The following is a 16,293-nucleotide window of genomic DNA, read 5'->3' on the forward strand; positions in this document are numbered from 1 at the left end:
CCGTTTATGAGATCGTTTTGCGCATGGTGATGGACGTCGGCCTGTCATAACCCTCATGCGCCGTCCGTTCGGTCTCGCGAAAGCCGAGCCGGGCAAAGGCGGCATGATTTGCGGTGAGCTCGATCCTCGTCTCGAGATCGATGGCGGACTTGCCGCGGCTGCGGGCCAGATCCTCGGCCGCTTGCATCAGCCGCCGGCCAATGCCTTGCCCTTGGCGGTCCGGGGCGACGGCGAGCTTGCCGACATAAAAACCGTCAGCCCTTTCAAGAGCAAAAACGCAGCCCATGATTCTATCGTTGCCGTCGAGTGCCAGAAAGCCCGTCTCCCGCAGGGCTTTGGCGCGTAGCGCATCGACTGTGAGCAGGTGAGCCGACGACGGCGGGTCGATGATGCCGTCCATGAAGGCGAAGGCACGCATGATGAGGGCAAGCACATCACCCCAGCGGCCGAAATCGGCCGGGATCTGCGTGATCGAAATACGGGATTGTTCCAAGATCAGCGTCTCTTGTAGCGGATCGTCTCGAAACGCGCGGCCAGCGCATCATAGAGCAGCAGCCGGCCGATGAGCGGCTCGCCTATGCCGGTCACCAGCTTGATTGCCTCCATCGCCTGCAGCGTGCCGATGACCCCCGTCAGTGCGCCGAGCACCCCGGCCTCCGCACAGGACGGCACCAGGCCCGGCGGCGGGGCTTCGGGAAACAGATCCCGATAGCTCGGGTTTGGCTTGCCGTCGCTGCCGTTTTCGAAAGGCTTCAGCACGGTCACCGAGCCGTCGAAACGTCCGACGGCCGCATGCACAAGCGGCTTCCCTTCGGCCGCGCAGGCATCGGCCACCACATAACGTGTCTCGAAATTGTCGGACCCATCGACGACGATATCGTACTTGGCCACGAGGGCAGGTGCGTTCTCCGCGGTCAGCCGGAATGTGTGCGTTTCGGTTGATATGTTGGGATTGATACGGGCGATTGCCGCCTCGGCGCTCTGGGTTTTCAGCATGCCGATCGTATCGGTGCCATGGATGACCTGACGTTGCAGGTTGGAGAGCGAAACTGTGTCGTCGTCGATCACGCCGAGCGTGCCGACGCCGGCCGCGGCGAGATATTCAAGCACCGGCGCACCGAGCCCGCCGGCGCCGATCACCAGGACCCGCGCCTGCTTGAGCTTCTGCTGGCCCGCGCCGCCGACCTCCGGCAGCACGATGTGGCGGGCATAACGTTCGATCTCGTCGGCGGTGAGCGCAGTGGTCATATCAGGACCATATAGCGGCCGAAAAACCTTGTCAGGGGTCTTCGGTTGGCCCAATCGTGCCATGGTCGACCGTCAGGAACTGCGCGCGGCCATGCAGGCTGGAAAACAGCGCCGCATCGGTTCCTGTCATGAAAGCCTGGCAGTTCAGTTCCTCCAGGATCGAGAACAGTGCCGCGCGGCGACCGCCATCGAGGTGCGCCGCGATCTCGTCGAGCAAAAGGATCGGCGTCAGGCCGGACATTTCGCCGGTCAGCCGGGCATGCGACAGCACGATACCGACCAGCAGTGCCTTCTGTTCGCCGGTCGAGCAAAGTTCGGCCGGCATGGCCTTGGGCCGGTGCCGGACCACGAGGTCCGAGCGGTGCGGGCCCTCGAGGGTGCGTCCGGCGGCACGGTCACGGTCACGGCCATCGGCAAGCGCCCGTCGGAACCGCTCCTCGACATCGACCGCTGGTGCATTGGCAATCCCGGCCTCCAGGTCACCCGAAAGGCCGATATCGGCCTGCGGAAATGGCCCCGTGTCGGGCAGCCTGCCGATCATGGCGGCCAGCAGCCGCACCATTTCGGCGCGCGCCGCGGCGATCGCCACGCCGGTCTCCGCCATCTGCGTCTCTATCGCCTCGAACCAGCCGGCATCGCGTGAGCCTTCCGTCAGCAAACGGTTACGGCCCCGCATGGCCTTCTCGTAGTCGAGCGCACGCTGGCCGTGTCCGGGATCGATCGCCAGCACCAGCCGGTCGAGAAAGCGCCGGCGATCCGCGGCCGGTCCGGTGAACAACGAATCCATCGCCGGCGTCAGCCACACGACCCGCAGCCACTCCAGCATGTCGTCGGCCCGGGCGGCGGCTCCGTTTATGCGCACCCGCCTGCCGCTCTCCGCCGTGTCGCCTCCGGAAATGCCGGTGCCGATCTCGACCTCGCCGTCAGGTCCGTGGAGCCGGGCATGCAGGGCAAAGCCGCCATCGCCACCCTCACGTGCCACATCCGCGTAAGGCGCGCGGCGCAAGCCGCGCCCCGGGGTCAAAAAAGAGATCGCTTCGAGGAGATTGGTCTTGCCGGCACCATTGTCGCCGGAAAAGATCACGGCGCCAGGAGCAACATCTATCGCCAGGCTTGCATAGTTGCGAAAATTGGTAAGCGTAAGCTTACTTATGTGGGTTTGTACCGGCAACCGCTATCCGCCTGTGGAAGTCACCGCAACCAATATCCACCGCCGGTCGTATCGTCAGGCGATGCCGGTCCGGCTATACTCGCATCGGCATCAGCACGTAAAGCGCGGTCTCGTCGGCCATGTCGTGGATCAGTGTTGGCGAACCGGCATCGGCCAGCATGAATTTGGCTTCCGTGCCGGTCAGCTGCGCGGCGACATCGAGCAGATATTTCGCGTTGAAGCCGATCTCGATCGGGTCGGATGAATAGTCTGCAGCCAGTTCTTCCGTGGCGCTGCCTGAATCCGGATTGTTGACGGCAAGCGTCACCTGGCCTTCGCTGATCGAGAGCTTCACCGCACGGCCGCGTTCGGAAGAGATGGTCGAGACGCGGTCGACCGCGGCAGCGAAGCTCTGGCGGTCGAGGATCAGCTTCTTGTCGTTGCCGGTCGGAATGACGCGCTGATAGTCCGGGAAGGTGCCGTCGATCAGCTTTGAGGTCAGGACGACGCTGCCGATGGTGAAGCGGATCTTGGTGTCGGACAGTTCGGTGGTCACGGCGACATCCGGATCATCGACCAGCTTCTGCAACTCACTCACCGTCTTGCGCGGAATGATGATGCCCGGCATGCCCTCCGAACCCGCCGGGGCGTCGATCTCGGCGCGCGCCAGGCGATGGCCGTCGGTTGCCACCGAGCGCAGCTTCAGCTTGCCACCGACTTCATGCGTGTGCAGGTAGATACCATTGAGATAGTAGCGCGTCTCCTCGGTGGAGATGGCGAACTGCGTCTTCTCGATCAGGCCCTTCAACGCCACCGCATCGAGACGGAAAATATGCGAGAAGGATCCCGCCGAAAGCTCGGGAAAGTCGGATTGCGGCAGGCACTGCAGGCGGAAGCTGGAGCGGCCCGACGTAACCGTCATGGCGTTGCCGTCCTCATCCGTCTTCAGCATCACCTCGGCGCCGTCTGAAAGCTTGCGCACGATGTCATAGAGCAAGTGCGCGGGGACGGTCGTCGCGCCGCCGCGCTCGACCTTGGCGGGCGTCGCTTCCGTCACCTCCAGGTCGAGGTCGGTGGCCTTCATTTCGAGACTGGCGCCTTCGGCGCTGAGCAGCACGTTGGACAGGATCGGTATGGTGTTGCGCCGTTCGACCACGCGGTGGACGTGGTTGAGCGACTTCAGGAGATTTGACCGTTCCAGGATAACACGCATGACGAAACAGGCTCGCTTGAATGAATGAACGGGTCTCCGGCTGCCGGCGCCCCGCAAAAGGTCTGAACAGGCTTCAGAATCTACGCAAACTGACAGGAAAAAACCAGTGAGCGCAAGCCCGCGCCACCGGTTCGGGCCGGTTACGCGGGCTTTCTGGGGATAAAGCTGGCCAACCCTGCAAGCCGGCCGTTCTGGGCCGGTCAGGCCTGGTCGTTGATCAGCCTTCTCAGCAATTCCAGTTCCTGCGCCAGCGTGTTGTCATTGCCGGACAGGTCCTCGATCTTGCGCACGGCGTGCAGCACCGTCGTGTGGTCGCGGCCGCCGAAACGCCGCCCGATCTCCGGCAGCGAGCGCGGCGTCATCACCTTCGACAGGTACATGGCGACCTGCCGCGGCTTGACGATGGTGCGCGTGCGCCGGTTGGACAGCAATTCCGTCTTCGAGACGTTGTAGTGGCGCGCGACAATGCGCTGGATGTCCTCGATGCGGACCCGCTTCGGCTCGCCCGTGCGATAGATATGGCCGAGGATCTCGTCGATGCGGTCGATGGTGATCTGCGGCTCGAACGACTGGCGAAACAAGAGCTGGTTGAAGGCGCCTTCCAGTTCACGTCCGCTACCGGTCACGGTGCGGGCAACGTGGTTGAGGATCTCTTCGGAAATGTCGAGCGATGCATCGTCGATCCTGGCTGTGGCCAGGCGCAGTTTGAGCATGCCGAGCCGCATGGCGAAATCGGGTGCCGACATTTCGAGCGCGACGCCGCCATTGAGGCGCGAACGGACCCGCGGCTCGAGCGATTCCAGCTCCGACGGTGGCCGGTCGGCCGCGACGACGACCTGCTTGGCGCTGTCGAGCAGCATGTTGATCAGATGGCAGAATTCATGCTGGATCGACTTGCCCTGCAGGAACTGCATGTCGTCGATGATCAGGAGGTCGATGTCGCGCAGCTGCTCCTTGAGCGTCAATGCGTTGTTGTCGCGGATCGCCGTGGCGAAGCGCCACATGAAATACTCCGCGGTGAGATAGACGACGCGCGACTTCGGGTTCTGCTTCAGCGATTCCGCGGCGATGGCTTGCAAGAGGTGCGTCTTGCCGAGCCCGACGGTGGCATGCAGGAAAAGCGGATTGAAGCGCACCGCGCTCGACTGAGATTCCGCCACGGCCTTGGCGGCGGCGAAGGCGACGCGGTTCGAGGGCCCTTCGATGAAGGAGCCGAACGTGTAACGCGGATCAAGCGGTGATCCCAGCACATTGTGGCGGAACTCGCTCTCGACCGGCACACCCGGACGCGGCACGGGAGACCGCTCCACCCTGCCTGGGCTGACCGTGCCGGCGGCCAGCGCCGTCTGCGTCTGCCGCGTCATCTTGCGCGCCGGCGCCAATTCCGGTTCGGGCTGGCTGCGCCCCTGACGGGTCGCGGTGCGCACGATGATCTCGATCTTGAGAAGCTCGGGATCCTCGTGCTTCCACAGCTCGGAAATGAGATCGTGATAGTGGCCGTTGATCCACGAGCGCAGGAACGCGGTGGGCACGGAGATGCGGACAATGCCCTTGGAAGCTTCCGCGACCTTCATGCGGCCGAACCAGCTGGAATAGACTTCGGTTCCCAGGCGCGCCTTCAACTGGGCCTTGACCCGGTCGAACTTCTGTTCCGCGTCGCTGGAGACCGCCATCTCGTTTGCTCCGATCAAAGTTCCAGGAAATGGGAGGTCGCCCGTAAGCTCCCTTTCGATGCCGCTCTGCATGATCGAGTTCCTTGCCTTTCTGTACCCGTTTTTCGCTGGGGATGCGCCTCCTGCACCCTTTTTCCAGCGACCGTGTCTTCGCTACGATGCCCGTTGCCGCCGCCGGCAATGAACGTCGCCCACCATCCAAGGGAACCGGCGCCGGCTCATGGAAGCCAGCCCGCGTTGGGTATGTCAGGGCAATACAACACCGTCCGGCGAAAGAGCGCCGGCGCGCCGTCCTACCTGCCATGTCTAGTTACGCCAGTCCCCTACCGTATCGAAAAAGAGCAAACCATACCCGTCCGCGGATTTGATCCGCGTCGCAAATCCCGCCAATTTAAGCTGGCCGCGTCAGGCTGGGTTAAGGGCCAGAGGCCCGTCTCCTTCGATAGATCGGACATTACCGAAATCGCTGTGGATAGGGCAAGGCCACGTCTAACGGATTTTTAAGGAATCTGGTTACCTCGGGCGGGTTGGAGCGCCATGCCGCAGTGCTGTAGTTTAACAAAGCCATTGTGATTCAAACCCTTTTCCGACGAATATGAAAAAGCCGGACCGGCGCGAAATTTTCTGAAATAATTCACTTGACAGCCAGTTGTCCTCCCGTCCCTTCGGCGCGTTGTGGACAAGCTGTGGATGACCGTCGCTAAACACTTGAAAAGTATCGGTTATTTCTGATGGACATGGTTTTTAAAGTCGACGCTTTTCAAGCGTTCCGATCATCAGCGGGCATGAATGTGCCGGCAAACCATTTCAAACTGTGGACGCTGCATTTGCAGTTGTTTCCGGCTATTCTTTTTAAGTACTTGCCGGCAAACGAAAAAACCCGGCGTGATCGGCCGGGTTCGAAGAAGATCGTCCTGAGAAGGCGATGTCAGGCCGACAGCACCTTGAGGCGCTGGGCGAGGCGCGACACCTTGCGGGACGCCGTGTTCTTGTGGATCACGCCTTTGGTCGCGGCGCGCATCAATTCCGGCTCGGCAGCCTTGAAGGCGGCCTGTGCTGCGGCCTTGTCGCCCGAGGCAAGTGCCTCCTCGACCTGCCGGACGTAGGTGCGGACGCGCGAGCGGCGGTTCTTGTTGATCGCCGCGCGGCGGGCGATCTTGCGCGTTGCCTTTTTGGCCGAGGATGTGTTGGCCATGATGCCTCTCTTCTGGTCTGGTCGGCGCACGCGGCGTGCCGCAGGGCGCAAAAAACAAACGGGCAGCCACGGGGCCGCCTCGGTTGGTGCGGCTTATAGTTCAGCTTTTCCGGCGCGTCAACGCCGCCTGGCGTTCTTTTTGGCCGATGCCACGGGTTTCGGTCGCTGACCCCCGACGCCCTACCGGTTGGTGAAATTCGGCTTCCGCTTTTCGGCGAACGCCGCCATGCCTTCCTTCTGGTCTTCGAGCGCGAAAAGCGAATGGAACAGGCGGCGTTCGAAGCGCAATCCTTCGGCAAGCGTCGTCTCATAAGCCCGGTTGACGGCTTCCTTGGCCATCATCACCGACGGCAGTGAGAAATCGGCGATTTTGGCCGCCGCCTTGACGGCCTCCTCGACCAGCTCGCCGGCCGGAACGACCCGCGACACAAGGCCCGAACGTTCGGCCTCGGCGGCATCCATCATCCGTCCGGTCAGGCACATGTCCATCGCTTTCGATTTACCGACGAACCGGGTCAGGCGTTGCGACCCGCCCATGCCGGGAATGACACCGAGCGTGATCTCCGGCTGGCCGAATTTGGCCGTGTCGGCGGCAATGATGAAATCGCACATCATCGCCAGTTCGCACCCGCCACCGAGCGCATAGCCGGCCACCGCCGCTATGATCGGCTTTCGCGCCCGCGTGAACTCTTCCCAGCCGACGAAGAAGTCCTGGCTGTAGGCATCCGCATAGGAGATTGCCTGCATCTCCTTGATGTCGGCACCCGCGGCAAAGGCCTTGTCGGAGCCGGTAACAACCATGGCGCCGATGCCAGGATCGGCGCAGAAAACATTCACGGCTGCGACGAGTTCGGCGAGAATCTGGGAATTCAATGCGTTGAGCGCCTTTGGCCGGTTCAGCGTGATCAGTCCGACCTTACCGCGCCTCTCGGTGATGATCGTCTCATAGGCCATGGCTGTTCCTCCTTTGCTCGACACCGGTCTAGCTCACGTCTGACAGGTCCGGCAATAGAAGGTCGAGCGACCGCTCTGCACGATACGTTCGACATGGCCGCCGCAGCCAGGCTTGGGGCAAGGCTCACCCTCGCGGTCGTAGACGGCGAAGGAATGCTGGAAATAACCCAGCGATCCATCGGTGTGCATATAGTCGCGCAGTGAAGACCCGCCGGCCGCGATGGCATCTGATATGACCGAGCGGATCGCCCCGGCGAGGCATTCGCTTTGTTCCCTGGCCTTCTTGCCTGGCCTGGCGATGGTGCCCGCCCCACGTAGCGGTGACAGGCCGGCGCGCCAGAGCGCCTCCGAGACATATATATTGCCTAAGCCGGCGATCAGCCTCTGGTCGAGAAGCGCTGCCTTGAGCGGCGAGCTGCGGCCTTTCAGCAACGAGGCAAGCAGAACGCCGTCCAGTGCATTGCCGGTCGGTTCGACGCCCAGTCCGGCGAGCATCGGATGCGTCTCCGGCGGCTCTTGCGCAAACAGCATGAAACCGAAGCGACGCGGATCGTTGAAGATCACACGTGACCGCCTGCCGGCCGCGGAAACGACATGGAACACGACATGATCGTGTGCCGCGCTTTTCGAGCGCTCATGGTGGAACACGCCAGGTGTCTCGTCGTCGTCGCCGGTCTCGATGCGAAAGGAGCCGGACATGCCGAGATGGCAGATCAGCACCGGACCGCCCAGCATATGCATGGTCAGATATTTGGCCCGCCGTCCAAGCGCCGTGATCGTCCTGCCGGTCAGCCGCTCCGAAAACCGTTCGGGGAAGGGGAACCGCAGGTCGGGCCGTCTCATCTGGACCTCGGCCAGGTGGGCACCTTCCAGGACCGGCCGCAGACCGCGCCGGACCGTTTCGACTTCGGGTAATTCAGGCATGGCCGCCAATCGAGGCATAAAAGGATATGCCGTTGCGGCCGCGCGTCAACGCGAGATGTTCGGCAACGGTCTCGCCGATATCGGCAAATGTCGCCCTAAGCCCTATGTCGCCGCCTTTGAGGCCGGGTCCAGTGCCGATGACCGGAATGCGTTCACGCGTATGGTCGGTGCCGCGCCAGGTCGGATCGTTGCCGTGATCGGCGGTCAGGATGAGAAGGTCGCCCTGCTTCAGCTTCGCGAAGGCCTCCGGCAGTCTCCGGTCGAAGGCCTCGAGCGCGGCGGCATAACCGGCGACGTCGCGGCGATGGCCGAATTCGGTATCGAAATCGACGAAATTGGCGAAGACGAGGTCGCCGTCGGTGGCCTCGTCCATCGCGACCAGCGCCTGGTCGAACATGGCCATGTTGCCCGCGGCCTTGCGGACTTGCGAGATCCCGCGATGGGCGAAGATGTCGCCGATCTTGCCGACGGCGACGACGCGGCTGCCGCGCGCCGTCAGCCGGTCGAGCAATGTCGGCTCGGGTGGCGGCACGGCGTAGTCGTGGCGATTGTAGGTTCGCTCGAACGTGGCTGATGTCTCGCCGACGAAGGGGCGCGCGATCACCCGTCCGATCCTCAGCGGGTCGACCAGCCGGCGCACCACCTGACACAATTCATAGAGCCGCTCCAGGCCGAAATGGACCTCATGCGCGGCGATCTGCAGGACCGAATCGACCGACGTGTAGCAAATCGGCTTGCCGGTGCGGATATGTTCCTCGCCGAGCCGCTCGATGATCTCGGTACCCGGCGCATGGCAATTGCCGAGAATGCCGGGCACCCTGCCCTCGCGGATGATCGCCTCGGTCAGGTCGGCCGGGAAGGCGGGAACCGTGTCCGGGAAATAACCCCAGTCGAAGCGCACCGGCAGGCCTGCGATCTCCCAATGGCCGGAAGGCGTGTCCTTGCCGCGCGAAATCTCTTGCGCCGCGCCGTGGAAGGCATTGGCGAGCAGGTCCGTCCCGAAATGCGTAAATCCCAGTCCTGTCGCGGTCTCGGCCGCCTTGCCAAGTCCCAGCGATGCCATATGGGGGACGAACAGCGGTCCCTGACGAAGCCCTTCGCGATCCGCGCGCCCTTCGGCGCAGGCTTCGGCGATGTGCGCCAGCGTGTTGGCGCCGGCATCGCCATAGCTTTCAGCGTCGGCCGCGCCGCCGATGCCGAAGGAATCCAGGACGAAGAGGAAAGCACGCGCCATCGGGTTATTTGTTGCCAGTGTGGACACCCAGACATAGGGTTCCGCGGCGGCCTTGGCAATTCGGAAACCAAACGGCAACGGCTTGGCGCGATAGTCAACTCCATGTCGCCCCAATGTGCCCGGCGGTCTTGGCAACGAGATTCACACAACGATCAGGTGTTGTGACGAGGGATCCATGGACGGAACAAGAGGCGGGACGGTCCTGTCGACTGCGCTCAACGCATGGACCGCCTTCGTGGCGGTGAACGCGTTCTGGTGCGGACCGGCGTGGGCAGACTGGCGCGATGATATAGGCACATTTCGCATCGGCATCGTCGCCGAGCCCGGCGCCGGCAACACCGTTCCGGGGCTGGCGGTGTTGACGCAAGCCTTTACCAATGCGCTCGGCATGAAGATCGAGTTCGTCGTTGCCCGCGATTATGCGGCACTGATCGAGGGACAGGCCAATGCACGGATCGAATACGCCATCTATTCGGCGACCGCCTACGCCACGGCGCTGCAACGCTGCGGATGCATCGAGCCGCTCGTGGCTCCGGTCGATTCCGACGGTGTGGCCGGCATCCGCTCGGTACTGCTGACCAGGGATGGCAAACTGCGCGGCTTGGCCGATATGGAGACCCACCGGGTCGCCATATCGCCGCCGGATAGCGTCGGCGGTTCTCTTTTGCCCTTGGCGGGGTTGGCTGCCGAACACGTCGAGATCGCCGAAGATGCACGGTTTCTTGTCCATGCCCCTTCGGCGTCGGCGGCCGAAACCATGCTCGTCGACGGCGAGACCGACGCCATGTTCGGCTGGGTGAGGGCAGCGGCCGACGGCCAGCCGCAGCTGTCAGGGGGCACGCAGGCAAGGCTCGAGGCATCAGGCCTTTCGGCGTCGGCTCTCCAGGTGGTGTGGACGTCGGGTCTGCTGAGATACGGTCCCCATGCGGTGCGCAGCGATCTCGATCCGGAAGCCAAGCGTCGGCTGACCGTGTTCCTCACAAACCTCAAATCGACGACGCCGGATGTCTACGATCTTCTGGAATCGAAGCATGCCGGCGGCTTTATACCCGTGGTTTCAAAAGATTATGCCACGGCGGAGGCCGTCGTGCGCCTGGTGTCTGGTGGGCGGCTATAAGGTCTTCAGCAGTCGCCGCAAGGAATCGTGACGCTCCTGCGGGGGCGCAGATAATAGGTTTCGCCCATCGGGATCGCCGTTGTGAGAGATGGGGTCATTCCAAGCTTCTGCTGGCTGTCCGTCGTCCAGCCGATGATCGGCAAATAGTTGAGATTGCTCTCGACGCGGATGAGGAAGGTGCCGGCGACCTTGAGCGTTGCCGGAACCGTGGTGGTCGCGGGCAGGGCGGTGGCGACACTGTAGACGCCATTGACCACCTTGCGCGACCACATCACGTTCACCCTGGGCGGTGTATCGGTGGTGACTTGTATGGCCGTGATGGTGATGTTCGGCGTGGAACGGTTGTAGGGTTGAAGGGTTACGCTGCCGATCTTCATGATGGCATCGAGGTCCGCCTTGACGATGCTCGGCTGTTGCGTCACGAGGTCGGCGACCATGCTGCCGACACGGCTGACCTTCTTGCTTGTCTCGATGGCCTGCGAAGCCTCCAAGGTCATGAAATACATGACCAGCAGGATAGGCGCGATAAGCGCGAACTCGACCGCCGCGACGCCGCGGCGATTGGACCAGAACCTGACCGATTTGGCCCAGAGCCCTGCAATTCCCAGATGTGCCCCCGCACGCATCATACTCATTGCCTTTTTTCTTGTTGGTGCTTGCGTGATAGTCTCAATTGTCGAACGGCTCGTTCTGCCAGGTCACTGAAGCGAAATGCAGGGTTTTGTTACCCCCCATCGATTGCGCCATCAGGTCGGTCATGATCGGCCATTTGTAAAAGACCCGCAGCATGTTCTTTGATTCCGCCGCACCCGCCGTGACGGTAAAGGGCACATCGGCGCCGCTGTTCGTCAGCTTGATGTCACCGCCCTGAATCCTGAAGCCGGCCAAAGCCGCGTCGGCGAACGCCGTGTACTGGCGAAGATCGACGCTCAACTGATTGGGACAATCCTGGGAAACGATGATTTCCAGCTTGTCGCAGATCATGTTCTTCAAACTATCTCCGGCGATGTCGGCAGCCCTCAACTGGCCGGTGCGCAGCCGGCGTGCGACATCGTCCGTGATGTTGGCCATCACCTCCTGGCTGGCAAACGAGATGCAGCTTTCGAGGATGGCGAACACCAGGAGTGCGAACGGCATTGCAAGCAGCGCGAACTCCAGCGCAGTGCTGCCGCGCCGGTCGCGCACGAAGCGCCTGAAAGATCTGGTGCGCTCCATCTTGTGCTGACCTGTCGAGCTGAATTCCATGCTCATGCGATGTTCCTGCCATCCCTGGACGGTGCTGACAGGTCCACTAGCGCAAACCAATTGAGGTCCGGTTTGAATGATCGTTAAAGTCGGCGCGGGCGTTTTAACCAGGCGGTAACCTGGGCCATGGCGCACTCCGTGCAGCCTATTTGCTGAGGTTCATCTCGGCTTCGGACGATTTCTCCGCCTCGCTCTTGTAGGAGCTTTCGCAATAGGGTGTGCACGACATGGTCTGGACATCCGCGCGCCGGTAAATGCGAACCGACGAGGCTGCCTGGCGGACCACGGTAACCTGTGCGTCGACGATCGGGCTGCCGTCCGGGTCGAGAACGACGAGATTGGTGACACCGAAACCCTTGCCGGTGAGCACGATCGTCGAGGCATCCTGGACGGAAGCGTCGGCAATTGCCGGGTTGCCCACGACGATCGTATCGGCGGGGCGCGACAGTTTCACGATCTTGGCCTGATTCATGGTGACCTCGATGTCGGCGCCAGCCCTGGCGGGCGTAATCAAGCTGGCGGCGACAAGAAGCGCGGCAATCAGGATTGAGGATTTCGGCACGGCCATCAAGGCGCTCCACGCAAGCGGACTGTTCAACGGAACATGAACGAGATTGGTGAACCAACGGTTAAGTCGGCTTGCCGCCGCCGGATGTAGCGGTCGACATGGCTACCGCATGGCCCGATGCGCGCAGGGCTCGCAAGCTTCCCCAAGCCCTTGCCTTTTACGGCGTTGACCCGCGAAACGGAATATTTGCCAGCGCTTAGTGTGGAGTTAACCACGCACTCGGTTCGAGCCGGGAAAGGAATCGGTAAGGCTGTTTATTAAGCCGATTGAAAGAGCTTCTCCCTAGATTGCCAGCATCCGATCAACCATCACAGAAGTTGACGGAAGTGCTGTAACACGTGGAGTAGGAGCTCTCGAATGTCTAATCTCATCGCACGTTTCGTGAAGGACGAATCCGGCGCGACCGCTATCGAATATGGTCTGATCGCCGCTCTCATCGCGCTCGCCATCATCACCGGCGCCGGCGCCCTCGGCAATGCAATCAATGCTAAGTTTACCACTATCGGTACCGCGATGAATACCGCAGGCAGCGGCAGCTAATCTGTCGTATTGCTAAACACTCGGACTGCATTCTGAACAAGGGCCGCCGCGTTGCGGCCCTTGTTCTATGCCGCTGCCAATACCAGTCGTCTTTTCGTTCGGGCCTCATCAATCGTTAATCGAACATGCCTAGATTGAGCCCCGTGGAATCCGACAATAGGCATAGCCCCGATGCTTGAAGCCCTGATCTTCGTCGTCTTTCCGTTCTGCATGCTGTTTGCAGCGATCTCCGACATGCTGTCGATGACGATCGCCAATCGCGTGCCGGTGCTGCTTGTCGCCGTCTTCGCGCTGGTGGCGCCGCTGACGGGCATGGAATGGGCGGCTTACGGCTGGCATTTCGCCGCCGGCGCCATTGTCCTGGCCGTGACATTCGGTCTGTTCGCCTTGGGTGGCATGGGCGGTGGCGACGCCAAGCTGCTGGCCGCCACGGCCGTGTGGATGGGACTCAACGTCCACCTCGTCGAATATCTTGTCGCTTCGACAATCATCGGCGGCCTTCTGACAATCGCGATCCTGTTTTACCGGAAATCGCCTCTGGCGATGTTCACCGGACGCAATCCATTCCTGCGTCATTTTGCGGAAGAATCAGCCGGTGTTCCCTACGGGATCGCGCTCGGCCTGGGTGGCCTGCTGACCTATCCCGATTCCCCCTTGATGGTGTGGGCGCTGGCAAGGCTGGCGAGCTGAATTCATTAAATTTTCGTCGGCCGATATGCCTTGCACGCCAGCTTTGCGGAGCGGCGGCCCAGCATTTCCGCGCCTCACGGCGTAATCTTTTCTAATTTATATAAACCTTAAATTAATCACGATCGTAAGCATTGCATTAACCTTGTTTTGACGATTGCCGCTGCAAAGTCCGGCTTGGCTAGGTTGGTTTGCCAAGGGCGAGGGTTCGGACAGATGCCAGCATCCCGATTGATTATTCTGAGCGTGGCGGTGGCCGCGGCGGGCGGTGCTGGCTATGTCGCGAAAAACATGGTCGCTCCGCCGCCTCAGGTCGTCGTCGATTCTGGCCCCCAGGCCCCCGCGGTGGCCCTGCAGGACGTGCTTGTGCTCTCGGGCGATGTCGCAATGGGCAACGCGCTCGAGAACAACATAGGCTGGCAATCCTGGCCTGCTGACGGCATCAACGCGAATTTCATCACCAAGGCCACAGCCCCCGATGCCCTGGAGAAGCTGAAAGGGTCGATTGCCCGTGTGCCGATGTATGCCGGCGAGCCCGTGCGGCGCTCCAAGCTGATCGGCGAGGGACAAAGCTTCATGTCGTCCATCCTGCCGTCCGGCATGCGGGCGGTCGCAACGACAATATCGGCGGACACTTCGGCCGGCGGCTTCATCCTTCCCAACGATTTCGTCGACGTCATCATGACCCGCAGGGCCGATGCCAACACCGGGGCCGGATTCAGCACCGAGACCATCCTGAAGAATATCCGCGTCCTGGCAATCGACCAGACCATCCAGGAAGACGAGGAAGGCAAGAAGACCAGGGTGGGCCAGACCGCCACGCTGGAGCTGACACCCAAACAGGCCGAGATCATCACCGTCGCCCAACAGATGGCGGATCGCCTGACGCTGGCGCTGCGGGCGATCACGGACACCCAGGAAAAGAATGTGGACGAGGCCGACTATCTCGTTTCCGGCAATGGCCGCCGGGGAACGGTGAGGCTGATCAAGTCGGGCGAAGTCTCCGAAGTAGGGGCAAGGAAATGAGGCTAAGCGCTAAACTGCCGGCAATCGTGGCCATGGCACTCGGCCTTTTGCTCGTCGGAGCGAATGTGCAGGGCGTCGAGGCGAAGAGCACTAAGGTGTCGGCCACGACAGCCACCCAGCGCGTCAAGCTTGGCCTCAACAAATCGGTGGTTATAGACCTGCCGAGCGATGCCTACGACATTCTTGTCGCCAATCCCTCCGTTGCCGATGCGGTGACCCGCACCGCAAGGCGTATCTACCTCTTCGGCAAGGCGGTCGGCGAAACCAACATCTTCGTCTTTGGGCCGAACGGCGAACAGATCGCCAGCCTGGACCTGGCCATCGAGCGCGACGTCGCCGGCCTGGAGGACTATATCAGGCGCTTCATTCCGACCTCGGCCGTCAAGGTGGAACTGCTCAACGACAACGTGGTTCTGACCGGCACCGTGGATACTCCCTTGGATGCTAAGCGCGCCGAACAGCTGGCAAATATGTTTGTGTCCGGCGGTGAAGCAACGACGGGACAATATTCGCAGACCGCTGCCGGCGGCTCGGCCCAGAGCGGTGTCGACATCAACAACCCGGACCAGGAGCGCCGCGTCAGCCAAATCGTCAATCTGCTGCAGATCATCGGAGACGATCAGGTCACGCTGAAGGTGACGGTGGCCGAAGTCAGCCGCTCCGTGATGAAGCAGCTCGGTGTCAATATGGTCGGCAGCGGCGGCAGCAACGGCATCAGCTATGGCGCGCTCAGTGACCCTTTCACTGGTCTCGGAAAGCCGTTGTCGAACGCTGGCCTAAGCATCGGCTCCTCCGCACTCCAGGCATATATAAACGCCATGGAGCAGTCGGGGGTCATGAAGACGTTGGCCGAACCGACCCTGACCGCCGTATCTGGTGAGAAGGCGACGTTCAAGGTGGGTGGCGAATACAACATGGTGACCAACGTCTCCGCGAATGTATCGCAAGACAACCAGACCGGCTTGAAGACCTATTCCGTCGATAAGATCGAGTACGGAATCGGATTGGAATTTCAGCCGGTGGTTTTATCGCCCGGCCGGATAAGCCTGAAAGTCAGGACCTCGGTTTCCGAGCCGACAACCGAGGGGTCCGTCTCGGCATCCACGGACAACCAAAGTATCGGCATGAATGCCCTGTCACTGCGCAAGCGCCTTGCTGATACGACCGTCGAACTGCCCTCGGGCGGCTCCATGATGATCGCCGGCCTGGTTCGCGACGATGTCAGGCAGGCCGTCAACGGCTTGCCTGGACTGACAAAGATTCCTGTGCTCGGCGCGCTCTTCCGCAGCAGGGATTTCGTGCGCAACGAAACCGAGCTCGTCATCATCATCACGCCCTATCTGGTGAAACCCGTGGCACGCAACGATCTCGCCAAGCCGGACGACAATTTCAACCCTCCGAGCGACGGGGCGGGCATGTTCCTTGGGCGTGTCAATCGCGTCTACGGCACCATGCAGACCGACAGGCCCAATGGCCGCTATCACGGCGTTGTCGGCTTCATCTACAAGTGAACGGGAAA

17 protein-coding genes are annotated in these 16,293 nt (G+C 61.8%); 5 read left to right on the plus strand and 12 right to left on the minus strand.

The genetic code is table 11. The features are described 5' to 3' along the window. Positions 1-4: 4 nt before the first annotated feature. The 9 genes from FJ492_RS21400 to FJ492_RS21440 all read right to left on the minus strand — a co-directional run bounded on the left by FJ492_RS21400 (position 5) and on the right by FJ492_RS21440 (position 9,591). Positions 5-493: a GNAT family N-acetyltransferase gene (locus FJ492_RS21400; protein ID WP_181166716.1), complete on the minus strand. Its 489-nt coding sequence runs from the start codon at positions 491-493 to the stop codon at positions 5-7. Between the two features lie 2 nt (positions 494-495). Next, positions 496-1,248: a molybdopterin-synthase adenylyltransferase MoeB gene (locus FJ492_RS21405; RefSeq protein ID WP_140772138.1), complete on the minus strand. Its 753-nt coding sequence runs from the start codon at positions 1,246-1,248 to the stop codon at positions 496-498. Positions 1,249-1,279: 31 nt separating this feature from the next. Continuing rightward, complete coding sequence (recF, locus tag FJ492_RS21410) at positions 1,280-2,419, minus strand: DNA replication/repair protein RecF (protein WP_140772140.1); 1,140 nt, start codon at positions 2,417-2,419, stop codon at positions 1,280-1,282. Between the two features lie 73 nt (positions 2,420-2,492). After that, entirely contained in the window at positions 2,493-3,611 is a 1,119-nt protein-coding gene (dnaN, locus tag FJ492_RS21415) for a DNA polymerase III subunit beta (protein WP_027142016.1), read from the minus strand. 200 nt (positions 3,612-3,811) lie between these two features. Next, positions 3,812-5,356, minus strand: coding sequence for a chromosomal replication initiator protein DnaA (gene dnaA / locus FJ492_RS21420; protein WP_027142015.1), 1,545 nt, complete (start codon positions 5,354-5,356; stop codon positions 3,812-3,814). Between the two features lie 856 nt (positions 5,357-6,212). Continuing rightward, on the minus strand, positions 6,213-6,479 hold the full coding sequence (rpsT, locus tag FJ492_RS21425; protein WP_027026587.1) for a 30S ribosomal protein S20: 267 nt from the start codon (positions 6,477-6,479) through the stop codon (positions 6,213-6,215). Between the two features lie 180 nt (positions 6,480-6,659). Then, on the minus strand, positions 6,660-7,433 hold the full coding sequence (locus tag FJ492_RS21430) for an enoyl-CoA hydratase (RefSeq protein ID WP_140716122.1): 774 nt from the start codon (positions 7,431-7,433) through the stop codon (positions 6,660-6,662). 33 nt (positions 7,434-7,466) lie between these two features. Beyond that, the gene (mutM, locus tag FJ492_RS21435; protein ID WP_140772142.1) at positions 7,467-8,357 is read right to left on the minus strand and encodes a bifunctional DNA-formamidopyrimidine glycosylase/DNA-(apurinic or apyrimidinic site) lyase; all 891 of its coding nucleotides are present in this window, start codon (positions 8,355-8,357) and stop codon (positions 7,467-7,469) included. Next, a complete protein-coding gene (locus tag FJ492_RS21440; protein WP_140772144.1) occupies positions 8,350-9,591 on the minus strand; it encodes a phosphopentomutase in 1,242 nt (413 codons plus the stop codon). The genes mutM and FJ492_RS21440 overlap by 8 nt, the downstream gene beginning before the upstream one ends. A 175-nt stretch (positions 9,592-9,766) precedes the next feature. Between FJ492_RS21440 and FJ492_RS21445 the strand changes: the two genes are divergently transcribed. Then, positions 9,767-10,708 carry a phosphate/phosphite/phosphonate ABC transporter substrate-binding protein gene (locus FJ492_RS21445; RefSeq protein WP_140772146.1) on the plus strand — a complete coding sequence of 314 codons (942 nt, stop codon included), beginning with the start codon at positions 9,767-9,769 and terminating at the stop codon, positions 10,706-10,708. A gap of 5 nt (positions 10,709-10,713) precedes the next feature. Here the strand turns inward: FJ492_RS21445 and FJ492_RS21450 are convergent, their stop codons facing one another. From FJ492_RS21450 to FJ492_RS21460, 3 genes are all read right to left on the minus strand, one after another. Continuing rightward, the gene (locus FJ492_RS21450; protein WP_140772187.1) at positions 10,714-11,337 is read right to left on the minus strand and encodes a TadE/TadG family type IV pilus assembly protein; all 624 of its coding nucleotides are present in this window, start codon (positions 11,335-11,337) and stop codon (positions 10,714-10,716) included. A gap of 40 nt (positions 11,338-11,377) precedes the next feature. Then, positions 11,378-11,959: a TadE/TadG family type IV pilus assembly protein gene (locus FJ492_RS21455; protein ID WP_027142009.1), complete on the minus strand. Its 582-nt coding sequence runs from the start codon at positions 11,957-11,959 to the stop codon at positions 11,378-11,380. Between the two features lie 139 nt (positions 11,960-12,098). Further along, positions 12,099-12,521: a pilus assembly protein N-terminal domain-containing protein gene (locus FJ492_RS21460; protein WP_027142008.1), complete on the minus strand. Its 423-nt coding sequence runs from the start codon at positions 12,519-12,521 to the stop codon at positions 12,099-12,101. Between the two features lie 357 nt (positions 12,522-12,878). On the opposite strand from FJ492_RS21460, the gene FJ492_RS21465 reads away from it, so the two are divergent. From FJ492_RS21465 to FJ492_RS21480, 4 genes are all read left to right on the plus strand, one after another. Further along, positions 12,879-13,061: a Flp family type IVb pilin gene (locus FJ492_RS21465; RefSeq protein ID WP_140507625.1), complete on the plus strand. Its 183-nt coding sequence runs from the start codon at positions 12,879-12,881 to the stop codon at positions 13,059-13,061. A 171-nt stretch (positions 13,062-13,232) separates the two neighbouring features. Beyond that, positions 13,233-13,751 carry a prepilin peptidase gene (locus tag FJ492_RS21470; RefSeq protein ID WP_140507623.1) on the plus strand — a complete coding sequence of 173 codons (519 nt, stop codon included), beginning with the start codon at positions 13,233-13,235 and terminating at the stop codon, positions 13,749-13,751. A 213-nt stretch (positions 13,752-13,964) separates the two neighbouring features. Then, on the plus strand, positions 13,965-14,774 hold the full coding sequence (cpaB, locus tag FJ492_RS21475) for a Flp pilus assembly protein CpaB (RefSeq protein ID WP_140507621.1): 810 nt from the start codon (positions 13,965-13,967) through the stop codon (positions 14,772-14,774). Then, positions 14,771-16,285 carry a type II and III secretion system protein family protein gene (locus tag FJ492_RS21480; protein ID WP_140507619.1) on the plus strand — a complete coding sequence of 505 codons (1,515 nt, stop codon included), beginning with the start codon at positions 14,771-14,773 and terminating at the stop codon, positions 16,283-16,285. Before cpaB ends, FJ492_RS21480 begins: the two co-directional genes overlap by 4 nt. Positions 16,286-16,293 lie beyond the last annotated feature (8 nt).

The organism is Mesorhizobium sp. B2-5-4 (assembly GCF_006441095.1).
GTDB lineage: Bacteria > Pseudomonadota > Alphaproteobacteria > Rhizobiales > Rhizobiaceae > Mesorhizobium > Mesorhizobium salmacidum.